We start from the raw sequence: 15,712 nt of genomic DNA, 5'->3' as shown, positions 1-15,712 counted from the left end.
CCGGAACAGGTTTTCCGTACAAGGGTGAGCGCTCACGCGGGAAGCCCCGTAGACGAATGAGCGCTCGGCTAAGAACTCCCTCAGACCAGCCCCCACCGCCGGTAGGCCGCCTCGATCTGCACCTTGGCCTCCTCGGGCAGCAGAGCTTGCGGCGGCCGCGAATGCGGGTAGCTGCCGATCGGCAATCCGAGGACCGCCGCGGCGTGCTTGAACGCCGCACCCCAGTGCGTGAAGTAGTCCGGGCGGCCCGGGTAGCAGGTGTACCAGCGGCCCACGTCTCGTTCGAACTGGTCCATCCCGGAGGTCTGCGCATGGTCGATGGCATCCTCGATCTGGTTGGCATACACCAGATCCCAGTACTTGGTGAGGATCCGGCGCTGCGGTGTCTCGTTGAGGTAGCCCACCGTGCCCAACTGCGCCGGGCACACCACTCCCTCGCGTAACCAGCCGGCCCGATACACCATCAGATCGCATTCCCAGATGACGAGACCGGGCGCCAGGTCGTGCAACATCCTGCTGTTGCGCGGCCGGAACGCCCCCTCCTTGGTGGCGCAGACCGCGGGGATCTCCTCGTAGATGCGAGCGCTTTCGTCAGCGGTCAGCACATACCCCGACGACGGCGAGTTGAACATGCCCAGGGCGATGTCGGTTCGGTCGGCGACATAGCGGAAGAACCGCAGAACGCCCTCGCCGCCATGGGTTTCCATCATCGGCGTCTGGATGTAGACGATGTCCGCCCCGACCCGTTGGGCGTGTTCGGTGAGCTCCAGACAGTCCTTGGCGGACATGGTGGCGGTGCACGCCTGCACCACCAGGTCGGGGTTGAGGGCTCGGCCCTCCTCGATCGCGATCTCCAACAGGCGTTTTCGTTCGTCCATGGTCAACGCCCAGAACTCGCCGACGCCGCTGGTGCACCACAACATCGGGTGGCCGAGGTCGCCGACGCAGTAGCGGACCAAGGCCCGGTAGGCGTCCCAGTCGATGTCGTCGCCGTCGGCGCCGGCGAACGGCGTGTAGAGCGAGTCACCGATGCCGCGCAGGGACTCGCGCGCCCAGTCGCGGGCCTCACGTGCTCTTGCCAAGACCGCTCCCTTCGTGAAGTCCGGGTCGGACGGTAGGCCGAACGCTCATCGTCGTACGCCACGAGCCGGATCTGCGTACAAGACTGGGCGCTCGCGGGACATGGCTCAGGTGAAGTCGGTGCCGCCGTCGACGTTGACGTTGGCTCCGGTCATGTACGAGTTGCGCCGCGAGGCCAGAAACGCCACCACCGGACCGATCTCCTCGGGCAGGCCGGTGCGGGGCAGGTGGGCCGGATGCCCGAAATGCTCGGTGATGGCCTCCATCAGTCGATACGGGTCGTCCCCGTCCACCCCGACGGATTTGGCCCAGCCGACGAGCCCGTCGGAGGCCACGCTGCCGGGCGAGACCACGTTCACCAGGATCTCGTCGGGCGCCAGCGACAGTGACAAGTTCTTCGAGACGCTGGTCACCATCGACTTCGCGGCGGTGTAGGCGACCAGCGAGGAGCCCTGCCGTTTGGTCGAACTCGCCGAGAAGTTCACGATCCGCGCCCACTCGGCCTGCCGCAACATCGGTAGCGCCGCGCGCACGCACCGCACCATCGACATGGCCCCGACTTCGATGGCTTGCTGCCACTGATCGTCGGCCAGTTCCTCGAATCCGCCGCGCGCGTTGGGGCCGACCGCGTTGACGAGGATGTTCAATTCGCCGTCCCAGCGCCGGGCCACCTCCGCGAACGCCGCCTCGACCTGCTCGGCGTCGGTGACGTCGGCGACCACGCCCGCCGGGTCCGGGCTTCCGCGCCGCTCCAGGTCGGCCACCACGGCGTCCAGTTCGGCGTGCGACCGGGCGAAGACGGCCACCCGGGCACCGTCGTCGGCCAGGCATTGCGCCGCTGCGCGGCCCATCCCCCGGCTCCCGCCCACCACGACTGCCTTGGCGTTTCGGAGGCCCAGATCCATCTGGAAAACGTTACTATATTTGTTACCGTAGGCAGATCCAGAGATACAGATCGCGCATCCGCAAACTCTGTGGCGGGCGTCTCACCACCGAGTGGTGCGGGCCGCGTACCGAAGGTGACCCGGTAGCATCGACGGGACGGCCACCCCGCCGACACGCGAACGACGTCGCAAATCAGGCCGTGGCGGCCGCTAAGTTCACACAGACCAACCCTGGGCCGGGGATCCGCGGACAGCGGAATCGATCTCGATGGAGGTGCCCGTCGTGGCAAAGCAGGCGACCGCGGAAAAACGGCAACGGCGCGAGCGCGGCTCCATCAACCCCGACGACATCATCAAGGGCGCGTTCGAACTCGCCGAACAGGTCGGCATCGACAACCTGAGCATGCCGCTGCTCGGCAAGCACCTCGGGGTCGGCGTCACCAGCATCTACTGGTACTTCCGCAAGAAGGACGATCTGCTCAACGCGATGACCGACCGGGCGCTGCGCCAGTACGTCTTCGCGACCCCCTACGTCGAGGCCAGGGACTGGCGCGAGACGCTGCGCAATCACGCCTGGACCATGCGGAAGACGTTCCTGGGCAACCCGATCCTGTGTGACCTGATCCTGATCCGCTCGGCGCTGAGCCCGCGCGCCGCCCAGCTCGGTGTACTGGAGGTGGAGAAGGCGATCGCCGGCCTCGTCGAGGCGGGCCTGTCCCCCGAGGACGCGTTCGACACGTACTCGGCCATGTCGGTGCACGTGCGCGGATCAGTGGTGCTGCAGCGGCTCTACGAGAAGAACCTCGCCGCCGAGGGCAGCCCGTCGCTGGAGGACAGCATGGTGATCGACCCGGAGAGCGCGCCGCTGCTCGCCCAGGTCAGCGCCGCCGGCCATCACATCATCGCCGCCGACGACACCAACTTCGACTACACGCTGAACTGCATCCTGGACCGCGCGGCGCAGAAGATCGAGTCCGGCAAGAAGGGCAAGTCCGCGAAGTCCGAGTCCCAGAAGGACGCGCCCAAAACGGGTTCCGGGCGCAGCCGCGGGTAGTCCGGCACGCACCAGGCGCCCCGGCCGGTGCGCCTACTCCGGTTCGGGGACGTGAAAGTGCTCGTCGCGCAACCGAAATGCTTCTTTGGTTCCGTGCTGGGCCCGCGTCTTGACGAAGTTGAATTCCCCCGGGGCGAACTGCAGGTTGGTCCCGTAGGCGTGGAAGAGGTAGCTGGCCACCTCTTCGCCCTGATAGGCCTGGCTCTGCTCGACCAGTCGGAAGGCCTCCTTGGCGATCACCACACCGTCGGCGGGCATCTTGGCGGTCTTCTGCGCCCAGTAGTCGGCGCGGGCGGCCACGCGCCCCGGTGCGCAGGTCTCGGTGAAGACGCCCAGGTGTTCGATCTCGCCGGCCTCGATGATGTCGCCGGTCAGCAGCAGGCGTCGGGCCAGCACCGGACCCAGTCGGTGGAAGAACATGTGCAGGCTGCCCAGCGCGGGCCCCAGGAAGCGGGTGGCGGGCATCCCGATCCGGGTGTCGCGGCCGATCACCGAGATGTCCATCATCAACGCCATCTCGAAGCCACCACCCAGGGCGAAGCCGCTGATCTCGCCCACCGTCACCTTCGGGAAGCCCATCAGGTTGTGGTAGAAGCCAAATGACTTGCGGTCCACGGTGAGTCGACGACGTTGGCTGGGCCGCGACTTGGCGGGCGGCCCGTCCTGCTTGCTCTTGTCGCCGTACCAGCCGTAGGCGTTGTTCATGTCGGCGCCCGTGCTGAAGACACCCTCCGCGCCGCGCAACAACACCACGGTCAGGTCGTCGTCCTCGGCCACCACATCGAGGCGGCGTGCCAGGGCGTCCCGCATGGTGGCGTCGTAGGAGTTGCGCTGCGCGGGATTGTTCAGCGTGATGGTCGCAATACGCTTGTCGCGGTCGACCTCGAAGAGCACCCGGTCATCTGCGGTCGTCATCGTCGAAAGCGTCCTCTCAGTTCAGCCCGGCAAGGCGTGGGCGCACCACCCATGCCGGCCAACCCGGCATCGCCACCCGCATGTTCCGTCGGCGACTCATCCTTGCTAGCTTGTACGAATAGTAATCGTAGCGCCTACTGTAGGGGTATCCATATGGTCCGCACACAGCGGGTGTACCGATGAGCGATCGGGATGACACCGACGCTTCGGCCGGCGCGATCACCGCGACGCGCGACGGCGCCATCCTGCGGCTGACGATCGACCGACCGTCTCGGCGGAATTCCCTGAGCCGCAGCATGATCGACCAGATGCTGACCATCCTGACCGACGCCGCGACCGACGACTCCCTGCGCGCGATCGGCATCACCGGAGCCGGCTCGAACTTCTGCACCGGCGCCGACTGGGTGGCCACCAACACCTCCGGACAGCGCCCCCGCACCGGTGACCTGGTGCGGCGCATCCCGCACGGCGCGCACCGGTTGATCGAGTTGGTCACCGGACTGCACCTGCCGGTGGTCTGCACGGTCCGCGGCTGGGCGGTCGGACTGGGCTGCAACCTGGCACTGGCAGCCGACTTCACCGTCGCCGAGTCCGACGCGACCCTGTGGGAACCGTTCATCGCCCGGGGCTTCACCCCGGACTCCGGGGCCAGTTGGTTGCTGCCCCGGCTGGCCGGGGTCGCCCGCGCCAAGCGGATGTTGCTACTGGGCGAACAGGTCAGCGGTACCGATGCGGCGGCCTGGGGCCTGATCGACAGCGCCGTACCCGAGGCCGACCTGGACCGTGCCGCAGACGAACTCTTGAATCGGCTCGCGGCCGGCCCCACCATCGCAATCGGACTGGCCAAGCAGTCCATCAACTACGCGGCCACCTCCACGCTGCCGCAAGCCATGAACGCCGAGCTGGCAAGTCTTGAACTCGCCTGCCGCACCGCCGATTTCAAGGAAGGTCTGGCAGCATTCCGGGACCGGCGCACGCCGGACTTCCAGGGCCGCTGAGCCGGCCCCGACAGCACCGAAGGGATCCCACATGTCGGCAACCGCCGAGTTCGACACCATCAAGTACGAGGTCGACGGCCACAAGGCCACCATCACGCTGAATCGGCCCGCAGCGCTCAACGCTCTGTCGCCGCACATGATCACCGAGTTGCGTGCGGCCTACGACGAGGCCGAGAACGACGACGACATCTGGCTGATGATCGTCACCGGCACCGGGCGGGCGTTCTGCACCGGCGCCGACGTCAAGGAGATCCCCGAAGACGGGAAGGTCATCTACGAACGGCCGTACCTGTCCACCTACGACCAGTGGGAGGCCCCGCAGGAGGGCACCCCGCCGTTCCGGCAGATGGCCAAGCCCGTGCTGGCCGCCATCAACGGCATCTGCTGCGGCGCCGGGCTGGACTGGGTGACGACCGGCGACATCGTGATCGCCTCGGACAAAGCCACCTTCTTCGACCCCCACGTCAGCATCGGCCTGGTCGCGGCCCGCGAGATGGTCCGGCTGGCCCGGGTGCTGCCCCGCTCGGCGGCGCTGCGGATGGCGTTGATGGGCAAGCACGAACGGATGACGCCTGAGCGGGCCTATGAACTGGGCATGATCACCGAGATCGTCGAACACGACCGGTTGCTGGAACGCGCCCACGAGATCGCCGACATCGTGAACTCCAACGCCCCCTTGGCCGTCCGGGGCACCCGCCTGGCCATCCACAAGACCCTCGACCTACCGCTGCTCGAAGGTGAGATCCTGGCGGAGACGTTCCGGGAGCGGGTGGTCCGCACCGAGGACGCGCAGGAAGGCCCGCTGGCCTTCGTCGAGAAGCGTGCCCCAGAATGGAAATGCCGATGAGCGAGCAACGCTTTTCCGCGAGCGGACGAGGCAGTGAGGACAGCAGCCGATGAGCACCCAACCTTTCGAGACCATCCTGCTGGAGTTCGACCGGGACAGCCGCGTCGCGACCATCACCTTGAACCGGCCCGACCGACTGAACACGTTCAACCGCACCATGTGCGAGGAAATGCAGGCGGTCTGGCGAATCGTCAAGAACGACGAGGCCACCAACGCCGTGGTGCTGCGCGCCGCCGGGACCCGAGCCTTCAGCGCCGGCCTGGACATCAAGTCCGACTACGGCCAACCCGACAATGTCTGGAACCACGAGGATCCCGGCGAACTGCTCAGCCCGAAGTGGCAGAAGATGTGGAAGCCGGTGGTGTGCGCCGTGCAGGGCATGTGCACGGCCGGGGCGCTGTACTTCGTCAACGAGGCCGATGTCGTCATCTGCTCCCAGGATGCGACGTTCTTCGACTCCCATGTGACCGCCGGGCTGGTCTCCGCGCTGGAGCCGGTGGGCCTGATGCGCCGGGTCGGTCTCGGTGACACGCTGCGAATGGCGTTGATGGGCAACGACGAGCGCGTCGGCGCCGAGACCGCGTTGCGCATCGGCCTGGTCACCGAGGTGGTGGCGGCCGACGACCTCTGGACCCGCGCGCACGAGATCGCGGCCACCATCGCGGCCAAACCGCCGTCGGCCACCCAGGGCACGGTCAAGGCCATCTGGGAGTCGTTGGACAAGCCGTACCGCGCCGCGCTCGATCATGGCCTGATCTATACCCGGCTCGGAAACCCGCTGGGCAAGGCTGAACTGGCCGCCCAGCAGGGCTCCGATACGTCCAAGGCCGCGCCACGGATCCGGTGATGACACACCCACTGAGCCGACGCATCGACGACGTCCTGGCGCTGGATCCCACCGCCCGTGCCCTCGAATTCGACGGTCGTTGGTGGACCTGGGGGCAACTCGCCGCGGTGTCCCGCCCGATCGCGGAATTGGTCTCCGCCGGCTCCGGCGGTGGGGGAGCCCGGGTGGGGATCATGCTGCGCAACCAGCCCGCCCACGTGGCGGCCCTGCTCGGGGTGCTGAGCGCTGGCGGCACCGTGGTCGTCATCAACCCGGCCCGCGGCGGGGAGCGGATCCGCGACGACCTCGCCACGCTGCGGCTTCCGATCCTGATCGGCACCGCCGAGGACCTGGCCGCCCACCATGTCGACTCCCCCGCGACCACGGTGGTGACCATCTCCGATCTGGATGCCGCCCCGGCCGTGGTACCGGCACAGTCGCCGGTGGACGACGCGGGCCGCCCCGGCGTCGCGGTGTGGATGCTGACCAGCGGGACCACCGGTCCGCCCAAGCGTGTCGACCTGACCTATGACATGTTGGCGCACAGCGTCATCGGCAGGGACCCCGCGCATGCGCCGACCCCGACCGAGCTGCGACGCGGGGTCGCGATCGTCAACTCACCGCTGGTCCACGTCGGCGGCGTGTTCCGGATCCTGTTGTGCATCGCCGAGGCGCGTCCGTTTGTCCTGCTCGCCAAGTTCGACCTGGGCCGCTGGGCCGCCGCGGTGCGCGAACACCGTCCGCGGGCCGTGTCTCTGGTGCCGGCCGCGCTGCGGATGGTGCTGCATTCGGATCTGACCCGCGACGACCTGTCCAGCCTCCGCGTCGTCACCTCCGGAACGGCGCCGCTGTCCGCCGACGACGCGGACGCCTTCACCGAGAAGTTCGGCATTCCGGTGCTGACCTCTTATGCGGCAACGGAATTCGGCGGCGGCGTAGCCAGTTGGACGCTGTCCGATCACCAGCAGTACTGGAAGGCCAAGCGCGGCAGCGTCGGCCGGGTGAACCCCGGGGCGCAACTGCGGGTCATCGACGAGGCCGGCAATCCGCTGCCCGCCGGCGAGCAGGGGATCCTGGAGGTCAAGCCGGCACAGCTGGGACCCGACGCCGATTGGATGCGCACCACCGACCTGGCCCGGATCGACACCGACGGTTTCGTGTGGATTCTCGGCCGCGCCGATCAGGCCATCATCCGCGGCGGGTTCAAGATCATGCCCGACGACGTGCGGGCCGCCCTGGAGGCCCACCCGTCGGTGCGGGGCGCGGCGGTGGTCGGACGCCCCGACGACAGGCTCGGCGAGGTGCCGGTGGCGATGGTGGAACTGCGGGCCGACGCCCAGCCCGCGGAGCTGACCGAGTTCCTCGCGCAGCGCCTGGCCCGCTACGAGATCCCCGCCGACATCCGCGTGGTGCCCGAGATCCCCCGAACCCCTTCGGGCAAGCCCGATTTGGGGGCCGTCCGCGCACACCTCACCCAGGCGACGCATGGCACCTGACGGGCCAACCGTCGCGCGCGTGCTGCATGCGCAGCGGCCCCGGGCCGACCATCCCCTCCTGATCTGCGACGACGACCGGATCACCTACGCCGAGGCCGACGCCCGTTCGGCGGCGCTCGCCCGTGGCCTGCTGGCCCTCGGCGTCGGCAAGGGCACCCACGTCGGGGTGCTGTACCCCAACGGGTCACAGTTTGTGATCGCCGCCCTGGCCGCGGCCCGGATCGGGGCCGTGGCGGTGCCGTTCTCCACGTTCATGACCGCCGCCGAACTGCGCGATCAAGTGCAGCGCAGCGACGTGGCCGTGCTCCTGGCCGCTCCCCGCTACCGCAATCACGACTATCGGCAGCGGCTCAGCGAGGCGTTCGCCCTGTCCGCGGCCGACGCCGAGTCCGGGACACCCCTGTTCGTGCCGGACGCGCCTGTGTTGCGGCACATCGCGTTCGAGCCCGAAGCGTTGGCGCGCCGCGGCGACGCGGTCGACCCGACGCGCCTGTCCGCGATGGAGGACGATGTGTCGCCGGCCGACGTGCTCGCCATCGTCTACACCTCGGGGTCCACGGGCTTGCCCAAGGGTGCGGTGCACACCCATGGCGCGCTCCTGGAACATCAGGGGAACCTCAACGCGATCCGCGGCCTGGGCGGTGACGACGTCCTGTTCAGCAACTCACCGTTCTGCTGGATCGGCGGCTTCGCCTTCAGCCTGCTGGCCACGCTGGTAGCCGGGTCGACACTGGTGTGCTCCAACGCCACCGACGCCGCGGACACCCTCACGCTGCTGGAACGCGAAAAGCCCACCATCACCAACGGTTTCGTCGCCGGCATCGCGCACCTCACCCGCCATCCCAGTTTCGCAGGCCGCGACCTGTCCTCGATGCGGCGCGGCAACCTCTACCCGCTGATGCCGCCCGGGGCCCGGCCCGCGGACCCCGAACTGCGGCACCACATGCTCGGCATGACCGAGACCGGCAGCGTCGTGCTCATCGACGCCGACGACACCGATCAACCCGAGTCGCGCCGCGGCTCCTTCGGCCGACCGGCGCCGGGATTTGAGGCGGAGGTCGTCGACGCCGACACCGGACGCCCGGTACCCACCGACGAACCGGGTGTGCTGTGCGTGCGCGGGAAGTACCTGATGCAGCACTACCACGGCATGTCGCGAGAGGATTGCTTCGACGCCGACGGCTGGTTCCATACCGGTGACGTGGTGCGGGTCGACGCCGACGGCTACTTCTACTTCATCGGCCGCGCGACGTCGATGATCAAGACCGCCGGCGCCAACGTCGCGCCGCCGGAGGTGGAAGCCGTGTTGCGCACCGCACTTTCGGAGGTCGAGCTCGCCGCCGACGGCGTACACGTGCTGGGGCTGCCGGACCCGGAACGCGGCGAGGTGGTCGCCGCGGTGATCGTGGCCGACGCCGACGTCGGACCGACCGAGTTCGCGGCGCTGGCCACGGCGTTGGGTACCCGGCTGTCGGCTTACAAGATCCCCAAGCGGTTTGTGTCCTGCCGCCCCGCCGACATCCCGACCCTGTCGAGCGGCAAGGTCGACCTGCCCGCGCTGGCGAGGCTCTTCGATGACTGACACGAGCACCATCGATGCCCTACTGCGTCGACACGCGGCCGCCGCCCCCGCCACCACCGCCGTCATCGACCCCGAGAACCGGCTCAGCTACGCCGAACTCGACCAAACCAGCCGCGAGTTGGCCACCAGGCTCATAACGGCCGGGATACGCAAGGGCACCCGCGTCGGGGTGCTGCTGCCCAACGCGGTCACCTGGGTCCAGCTGGCGTGCGCAATCACCCGCATCGGGGCGGTTCTGGTTCCGCTGAGCACCCTGCTGCGCGGCGGCGAACTCAGCGCACAGCTGCGGACGGCCGCGGTGCAGCATGTCATCACCACCACCGAATTCCGGGGCCGGCGCTACCCCGAGGAGCTCGATGCCCTGGACCGCGCCGGGCTCCCCGCCCTGCAACGCATCTGGACCTATCGCGACGTTCTGGCGATCGACACCGGCGGTGTGCCCGACGGTTTCGTCGCCGCGCTCGCCGCCACGGTGCGCCCCGCCGACCCCATGGCGGTGATCTTCACCTCCGGCAGCAGCGGAGCGCCGAAGGGGGTGCAGCACAGCCACGGCAACGCCATCGCCGCCGTGCGTTCGGGACTGAAGGCGCGTTGCGTCACCGCGGAGACCCGCCTGTACCTGCCGATGCCGTTTTTCTGGGTGGGCGGCTTCAGCGGTGGGATCCTGACCGCCCTGACCGCGGGCGCCACGTTGATCACCGAGGCCACCCCGACACCCGAGGCCACCCTTCCGCTACTTGCCCGTGAACGCGTCACCCTGTTCCGCGGCTGGCCCGATCAGGCCGAGGCGTTGGCGCGCCACCCGCAGGCCGCCGCCACCGATCTGTCGGCGCTGCGGCCGGGCAGCCTGGAGGCGCTGCTGCCACCGGAGCAGCGCGGCGCACCCGGGGCGCGGGCGAAGTTGTTCGGCATGACCGAATCCTTCGGCCCCTACTGCGGGTATCCGGCGGACACCGACATGCCCGCCTCCGCATGGGGCAGCTGCGGAAAACCGTTCCCCGGCATGGAGGTACGCATCGTCGACCCCGACAGCGGTGTGCCCGTGCCACCCGAGACGGTGGGTGAGATCCAGATCCGCGGCCGCCACCTGATGCGCGGGCTGTGCCGACAGCCCCGCCACGAGGTCTTCACCGCCGACGGCTACTACCCCACCGGGGACCTGGGCCGGCTGGACGCCCAGGGGTTCCTGTTCTACCACGGCCGCGCCGACGACATGTTCAAGGTCAGCGGCGCCACCGTGTATCCCAGTGAGGTCGAGGCCGTGCTGCGCGCGGTACCGGGGGTCCGCGCCGCCTTCGTGACGAACATCGATGGTGCGCGCGGAAACACCTGCGCCGCACTCGTCGTCGGCGACACCGACGTCCTATCGCAGGACGCCCTGCACGCCGCGGCCCGAGCCGAGTTGAGCGCGTTCAAGGTGCCCGGACGGTGGCTGCTGACCGAGGACGAGGACCTCGTCCCCCGGGGCGCCACCGGAAAGCTCGACGTCCGTCGCCTGCGCGCGCTGCTCGCGCGCTCCTAGCAGTCAACGCCCGGCGATCAGACGATTTCCCTCGCGCGCAGGTCGTCGATTTCCGCGGGACTGAACCCGATCTCGCCGAGCACCTCGTCGGTATGTTCACCGAGCAATGGTGCACGCATGCGGATCTCGCCAGGGGTGGCCGACATCCGGAACGGGGTCTCGATGATCGGGACATCCTTGGCGGTGCCGGGAAAGGGCACCCGCTGCAGAAATCCCATGGCCTCGATGTGCGGATCCTGCAGGACTTCCTGGGTGGTCAGCATCGGCGCCGCCGGCAGCTTGGCGCCCTCGAGGGCGGCCATGATCTCGGCTTTGGTCTTGTCCGCGCACCACTGGCCCATGATCCCGTTGAGTTCCTCGCTGCGCTGCCAGCGCAGGTCGTCGTCGGCGTAGCGGGGGTCGTCGAACAGGTCTTCTCGGCCCACCAGCCGGCACCAACGCTTGAACATGGGCTGTCCCGCGATCTGCAGCAGCACCCACTGGCCGTCCTTGGTCTTGTACAGATCGCACGGCGCCACCGAGCCGCCCTGATTGCCCATGCGCGGTTTGTCGACTCCCAGCACATCACGCTCGATCAGGAACGCGTTGGACATCATCAACGCGGTGGGCAGCAGCGCGCCTTCGACGTGCTGCCCCTCGCCGGTGCGGTCGCGGTGGTAGAGCGCCATCATGATCCCGATGGTCAGGGTGAGCGCGGTGCCGAAGTCCGCGTAGGGCACCGCCGTTCGGATCGGCTGTTCCGGTAGTCCTTGCCGCGCAACCGCACCCGACATCACCTGGCCGGCTCCGTCGAAGCCGATGCGGTCGCTGTACGGGCCACCCTCTCCGTATGCGGTGGCGCTGGCGAGAATGATGTCCGGCTTCACCGCCCGCAAGGTGTCGTAGTCCAGCCCGCTGGCCCGCATCCCGGCCGCCGGCATGTTCGCGATCACGATGTCCGCGCTGGCCACCAGCCGGCGGGTGATCTCGGCGCCGTCGGCGGTGGTGGAGTCCAGCGTCAGCGACCGCTTGTTGCGGTTGCACTGCAAGAAGGTGCCGCCCTCACCGGTTTCGGTGATGGACTGCACCCAGCGGTCCTCCCCGCCGGTGCGCTTTTCGACGCGCAGGACGTCGGCCCCCATGTCGGCCAGCAGTGCGCTGCACCACGGAGCGGCAATGAAGCGGCCATAGTCGAGGACGCGAATGCCGTTCAGAACGCCCATATCTCCTCATCCCCGGCGGGCCGACAGCGACTCGCCTGATTCCGTCAGAACGCGGGCGAGTCCGGGTGTGCTCGCGGCCGGATGCTCATTCCGCGATGACTCCGCGGACAATCAAGTGGTCGATCAGCGGTTCGGCGCCCGCGCACAGGTGCTCGGACATCGCCTCGCGGGCCATCTCCGCGTCCCCCTCGGCCAGCGCCGCGAGCACCCGGCGATGGTCCCGGGTGGACTTCTCCGGCCAACCCGACACCGTCGGGAACACCGCCTCCGGGGCGTACCGGGTGATCTGCGACATCAGCTGCGCCAATTTGGGGGAATCAGCGGCCACGTTGATGGCCCGGTGGAAGTCGTGGTTGAGCCGGACCACCAGGTTCTCGTCATCGCCGTCGTAGGCGGCCTCCAGCCGAGTCTGAATGGCCGTGATCTCGGCGAGCTGTTCGGCGGTGATGCTCGCCGCCGCACGGGCAGCGAGTTCCCCGCCGATGTGGGACTGCACATCGGACACGTCGACGATGTCGCGCCGGGTCACCGGAAGTACCACGAAGCCGCGCCGCGGCTGCTGGGCGAGCAGCCCCTCGGCGCGCAGGTCGAACAAGGCCTCCCGGACCGGAGTGACACTGATGCCCAACTCGGCGGCCAGCTGCTCCAACCGGATGTAGCGCCCCGCCGCATAGGTGCCGTCGAAGATCCGCCGGCGCACCAGACGCGCGACATCCTCCGACAGCTGCGGCCGGGTGGCGAAATCCTCCATGGTCACGGCGGATTCAGATCTGGTACTCGGCCAGCAGACGCTTGGAGATGATCTGCTTCTGGATCTCGCTGGTGCCCTCACCGATGAGCAGGAACGGCGCGTCCCGCATCAGCCGCTCGATCTCGTACTCCTTCGAGTACCCGTAACCGCCGTGGATCCGGAAGCTCTGTTGGGTGACCTCGGAGCAGAACTCGCTGGCCAGATACTTCGCCATTCCCGCAGCGACGTCGTTGCGCTCACCGGAGTCCTTCAACCGGGCCGCGTTGACCATCATCAGATGGGCCGCTTCGACCTTGGTGGCCATCTCGGCGAGTTGGAAGGCGATGGCCTGGTGCTCGGCGATCGGCTTGCCGAAGGTGGACCGCTGCTGGGCGTAACGCACCGCGAGTTCGAAGGCCCGGATGCCGACGCCGCAGGCCCGTGCGGAGACATTGACCCGGCCGACCTCCACCCCGTCCATCATCTGGACGAAACCGTGACCCGGCTTGGCGCCCAGCACGTCGTCGGCGCTGGCGCGGTAGCCGTCGAAGACCAATTCGGTGGTGTCGATGCCCTTGTAACCGAGCTTGTCGATCTTGCCCGGAATGGTCAGCCCGGGAACAACTTCCCCGAAACCGGCCGGCTTCTCCACGAGGAAGGCCGTCAGGTTGCGGTGCGGCTTCTCGGCGCCCTCGTCGGTGCGCACCAGGGCGGCGACCAGCGTGGAACTGCCGCCGTTGGTCAGCCACATCTTCTGACCGTCGATGACGTAGTTGCCGTCGGCCTCGCGCCGGGCGCGGGTCCGGATGGCCGCCACGTCGGAGCCCAGCTCGGGCTCGGACATGCTGAACGCGCCGCGGGACTCGCCGGTCGCCATCTTGGTCAGGTGGTACTGCTTCTGGGCGTCGGTGCCGTGCTGGCGGATCATGTACGCGACGATGAAGTGGGTGTTGATCACCCCGGAGATGCTCATCCACCCGCGGGCGAGTTCCTCCACGCACAGCGCATAGGTGAGCAGCGACTCGCCGAGCCCGCCGTACTCCTCGGGGATCATCAGACCGAACAGGCCCATCTCCCGCATCTGGTCGACGATCGCCTGCGGATAGGTGTCCGCGTGCTCGAGCTCCTGAGCGACCGGGATGATCTCCTTGTCGACGAATTGCCTTACCGTCGAGACGATCTCGGTTTGAAATTCGGTCAGACCCAGCGTCTGCGCCAGCCTGGTCATCGGCGCCGCTCCTCCTGTTCGCCTGCGCTCTGCATCGCCCACGCGGTCATGCCGCCACCCTTTCGAACACCGCGGCCAGTCCCTGACCGCCGCCGATGCACATGGTCTCCAGGCCGTACCGCGCCCCGCGCCGGTTCAATTCGCGCGCGAGCGTCGCCAGCATCCGCCCACCGGTCGCGCCCACGGGGTGGCCCAGCGAGATACCCGAACCGTGCACGTTGGTGCGTTCCAGGTCCGCCGGGGTGAACTTCCACTCCCGCATCACGGCCAGCGCCTGGGCCGCGAAGGCCTCGTTGAGTTCGATCAGGTCGATGTCGGCGAGGCTGAGCCCGGCGTTGGCCAGCGCGGCCTCGGTGGCCGGTACCGGGCCGATGCCCATCACGTTGGGCGCCACCCCCGCCACTGCCCACGACACCAGCCGCACCAGGGGCGTCAGGCCCAGCTCCGCCGCCCGTTCCGGGGTCGTCACCACACACATCGACGCCGCGTCGTTCTGGCCGCTGGAGTTGCCCGCCGTCACAGTGGCCTCCGGATCCTGCTTCAGCAGCACCGGTTTGAGCCGGGACAGGCTCTCCATCGACGTGTCGGGGCGGGGATGCTCGTCGGTGTCGATCACCTGGTCACCGTCGCGGGTCGACACCGTGACCGGGATGATCTCCTCGGCCAGGATGCCGTTGGCCTGCGCGGCCACCGCCCGCTGATGCGAGGCGACGGCGAGTTCGTCCTGCTCGGCGCGCGGGATCGAGTACTGCCGACGCAGGTTCTCGGCGGTCTCGAGCATGCCGCCCGGGACCGGATAGTTCTTGCCGCCGGCGGTGGTGCGTCCGCGCGCCAGCGCGTCGTGCACCTTGATGCCGCCGCGGGCCCCGCCCCAGCGCATGTCGGTGGAGTGGAACACGACGTTGCTCATCGAGTCGGCGCCGCCGGCGATCACCAGATCGTTACTACCGCTGCCGACTTGAAGCGCGGCCTGGACGACGGCCTGCAGCCCGGAGCCGCACCGCCGGTCCAGTTGCATGCCCGGAACGGTCACCGGCAACCCGGCGTCGAGCGCGACCACGCGTCCGATGGCGGGGGCCTCCATGCTCGGGTAGCAGTGGCCCAGGATCACGTCCTGGACCGCCGCCGGGTCGATCCCGGTGCGCGCCAACAGGCCCCGCAGCGCGGCAACCCCGAGTTCGACGGCGGTCAGCGACTTGAACATGCCGTTGTACCGCCCGATCGGCGTGCGCACCGGCTCGCAGATCACGACCTCACGCATCACAACCCCTCCCCCACCAATTCCCGCCCAAACTCACCTTTGGGCCGCTTTGTGCGAGTAGTTTTCGGCATTTCGTCGATCTCGGCG

Annotated in this window: 14 protein-coding genes; 7 read left to right on the top strand and 7 right to left on the bottom strand. The window is 68.5% G+C overall.

The window, feature by feature from the left end:
• Window positions 1-80: 80 nt before the first annotated feature.
• Both R2K23_RS02830 and R2K23_RS02825 read right to left on the bottom strand, forming a co-directional pair.
• Window positions 81-1,082, bottom strand: a complete 1,002-nt coding sequence (locus R2K23_RS02830) for a dihydrodipicolinate synthase family protein (RefSeq protein WP_316514091.1) — start codon at window positions 1,080-1,082, stop codon at window positions 81-83.
• Window positions 1,083-1,187: 105 nt separating this feature from the next.
• Window positions 1,188-1,985 carry an SDR family NAD(P)-dependent oxidoreductase gene (locus R2K23_RS02825; RefSeq protein WP_316514090.1) on the bottom strand — a complete coding sequence of 266 codons (798 nt, stop codon included), beginning with the start codon at window positions 1,983-1,985 and terminating at the stop codon, window positions 1,188-1,190.
• Between the two features lie 247 nt (window positions 1,986-2,232).
• Between R2K23_RS02825 and R2K23_RS02820 the strand changes: the two genes are divergently transcribed.
• Window positions 2,233-3,018, top strand: coding sequence for a TetR/AcrR family transcriptional regulator (locus R2K23_RS02820; RefSeq protein ID WP_316514089.1), 786 nt, complete (start codon window positions 2,233-2,235; stop codon window positions 3,016-3,018).
• Window positions 3,019-3,051: 33 nt separating this feature from the next.
• Here the strand turns inward: R2K23_RS02820 and R2K23_RS02815 are convergent, their stop codons facing one another.
• Window positions 3,052-3,933 (bottom strand): enoyl-CoA hydratase/isomerase family protein, encoded by an 882-nt coding sequence (locus R2K23_RS02815; protein WP_316514088.1) that lies wholly within the window; start codon window positions 3,931-3,933, stop codon window positions 3,052-3,054.
• 179 nt (window positions 3,934-4,112) lie between these two features.
• On the opposite strand from R2K23_RS02815, the gene R2K23_RS02810 reads away from it, so the two are divergent.
• The 6 genes from R2K23_RS02810 to R2K23_RS02785 are packed head-to-tail and all read left to right on the top strand — an operon-like array spanning window position 4,113 to window position 11,204.
• Complete coding sequence (locus R2K23_RS02810) at window positions 4,113-4,931, top strand: enoyl-CoA hydratase/isomerase family protein (protein WP_316514087.1); 819 nt, start codon at window positions 4,113-4,115, stop codon at window positions 4,929-4,931.
• A gap of 31 nt (window positions 4,932-4,962) precedes the next feature.
• Window positions 4,963-5,778, top strand: coding sequence for an enoyl-CoA hydratase/isomerase family protein (locus R2K23_RS02805; protein WP_316514085.1), 816 nt, complete (start codon window positions 4,963-4,965; stop codon window positions 5,776-5,778).
• A gap of 49 nt (window positions 5,779-5,827) precedes the next feature.
• Entirely contained in the window at window positions 5,828-6,625 is a 798-nt protein-coding gene (locus R2K23_RS02800; protein ID WP_316514084.1) for an enoyl-CoA hydratase/isomerase family protein, read from the top strand.
• Entirely contained in the window at window positions 6,625-8,100 is a 1,476-nt protein-coding gene (locus R2K23_RS02795; RefSeq protein WP_316514082.1) for a class I adenylate-forming enzyme family protein, read from the top strand. The genes R2K23_RS02800 and R2K23_RS02795 overlap by 1 nt, the downstream gene beginning before the upstream one ends.
• Entirely contained in the window at window positions 8,090-9,682 is a 1,593-nt protein-coding gene (locus tag R2K23_RS02790) for a class I adenylate-forming enzyme family protein (RefSeq protein WP_316514080.1), read from the top strand. Before R2K23_RS02795 ends, R2K23_RS02790 begins: the two co-directional genes overlap by 11 nt.
• Window positions 9,675-11,204: a class I adenylate-forming enzyme family protein gene (locus R2K23_RS02785; protein ID WP_316514078.1), complete on the top strand. Its 1,530-nt coding sequence runs from the start codon at window positions 9,675-9,677 to the stop codon at window positions 11,202-11,204. The genes R2K23_RS02790 and R2K23_RS02785 overlap by 8 nt, the downstream gene beginning before the upstream one ends.
• Before the next feature lie 17 nt (window positions 11,205-11,221).
• Here the strand turns inward: R2K23_RS02785 and R2K23_RS02780 are convergent, their stop codons facing one another.
• The 4 genes from R2K23_RS02780 to R2K23_RS02765 all read right to left on the bottom strand — a co-directional run bounded on the left by R2K23_RS02780 (window position 11,222) and on the right by R2K23_RS02765 (window position 15,625).
• Complete coding sequence (locus R2K23_RS02780; RefSeq protein WP_316514077.1) at window positions 11,222-12,406, bottom strand: CaiB/BaiF CoA transferase family protein; 1,185 nt, start codon at window positions 12,404-12,406, stop codon at window positions 11,222-11,224.
• A gap of 85 nt (window positions 12,407-12,491) precedes the next feature.
• The gene (locus R2K23_RS02775) at window positions 12,492-13,163 is read right to left on the bottom strand and encodes a GntR family transcriptional regulator (protein WP_316514075.1); all 672 of its coding nucleotides are present in this window, start codon (window positions 13,161-13,163) and stop codon (window positions 12,492-12,494) included.
• 7 nt (window positions 13,164-13,170) lie between these two features.
• Window positions 13,171-14,364 (bottom strand): acyl-CoA dehydrogenase family protein, encoded by a 1,194-nt coding sequence (locus R2K23_RS02770; RefSeq protein ID WP_316514073.1) that lies wholly within the window; start codon window positions 14,362-14,364, stop codon window positions 13,171-13,173.
• Window positions 14,365-14,410: 46 nt separating this feature from the next.
• Window positions 14,411-15,625, bottom strand: a complete 1,215-nt coding sequence (locus R2K23_RS02765; protein WP_316514071.1) for an acetyl-CoA C-acetyltransferase — start codon at window positions 15,623-15,625, stop codon at window positions 14,411-14,413.
• Window positions 15,626-15,712: the final 87 nt, after the last annotated feature.

Source organism: Mycolicibacterium sp. MU0050 (genome assembly GCF_963378085.1).
Lineage (GTDB): Bacteria > Actinomycetota > Actinomycetes > Mycobacteriales > Mycobacteriaceae > Mycobacterium > Mycobacterium wendilense.
The sequence above is the reverse complement of the archived record's forward strand: the minus strand, read 5'-3'. Positions and strand labels throughout refer to the sequence as shown.

Excerpts from the sequence above, each read along its gene's own strand:
- R2K23_RS02825 (WP_316514090.1), bottom strand. The coding sequence starts at position 1,985 with ATGGATCTGGGCCTCCGAAACGCCAAGGCAGTCGTGGTGGGCGGGAGC.
- R2K23_RS02820 (WP_316514089.1), top strand. The coding sequence starts at position 2,233 with ATGGAGGTGCCCGTCGTGGCAAAGCAGGCGACCGCGGAAAAACGGCAA.
- R2K23_RS02815 (WP_316514088.1), bottom strand. The coding sequence starts at position 3,933 with ATGACGACCGCAGATGACCGGGTGCTCTTCGAGGTCGACCGCGACAAG.
- R2K23_RS02810 (WP_316514087.1), top strand. The coding sequence starts at position 4,113 with ATGAGCGATCGGGATGACACCGACGCTTCGGCCGGCGCGATCACCGCG.
- R2K23_RS02805 (WP_316514085.1), top strand. The coding sequence starts at position 4,963 with ATGTCGGCAACCGCCGAGTTCGACACCATCAAGTACGAGGTCGACGGC.
- R2K23_RS02800 (WP_316514084.1), top strand. The coding sequence starts at position 5,828 with ATGAGCACCCAACCTTTCGAGACCATCCTGCTGGAGTTCGACCGGGAC.
- R2K23_RS02795 (WP_316514082.1), top strand. The coding sequence starts at position 6,625 with ATGACACACCCACTGAGCCGACGCATCGACGACGTCCTGGCGCTGGAT.
- R2K23_RS02790 (WP_316514080.1), top strand. The coding sequence starts at position 8,090 with ATGGCACCTGACGGGCCAACCGTCGCGCGCGTGCTGCATGCGCAGCGG.
- R2K23_RS02785 (WP_316514078.1), top strand. The coding sequence starts at position 9,675 with ATGACTGACACGAGCACCATCGATGCCCTACTGCGTCGACACGCGGCC.
- R2K23_RS02780 (WP_316514077.1), bottom strand. The coding sequence starts at position 12,406 with ATGGGCGTTCTGAACGGCATTCGCGTCCTCGACTATGGCCGCTTCATT.
- R2K23_RS02770 (WP_316514073.1), bottom strand. The coding sequence starts at position 14,364 with ATGACCAGGCTGGCGCAGACGCTGGGTCTGACCGAATTTCAAACCGAG.
- R2K23_RS02765 (WP_316514071.1), bottom strand. The coding sequence starts at position 15,625 with ATGCGTGAGGTCGTGATCTGCGAGCCGGTGCGCACGCCGATCGGGCGG.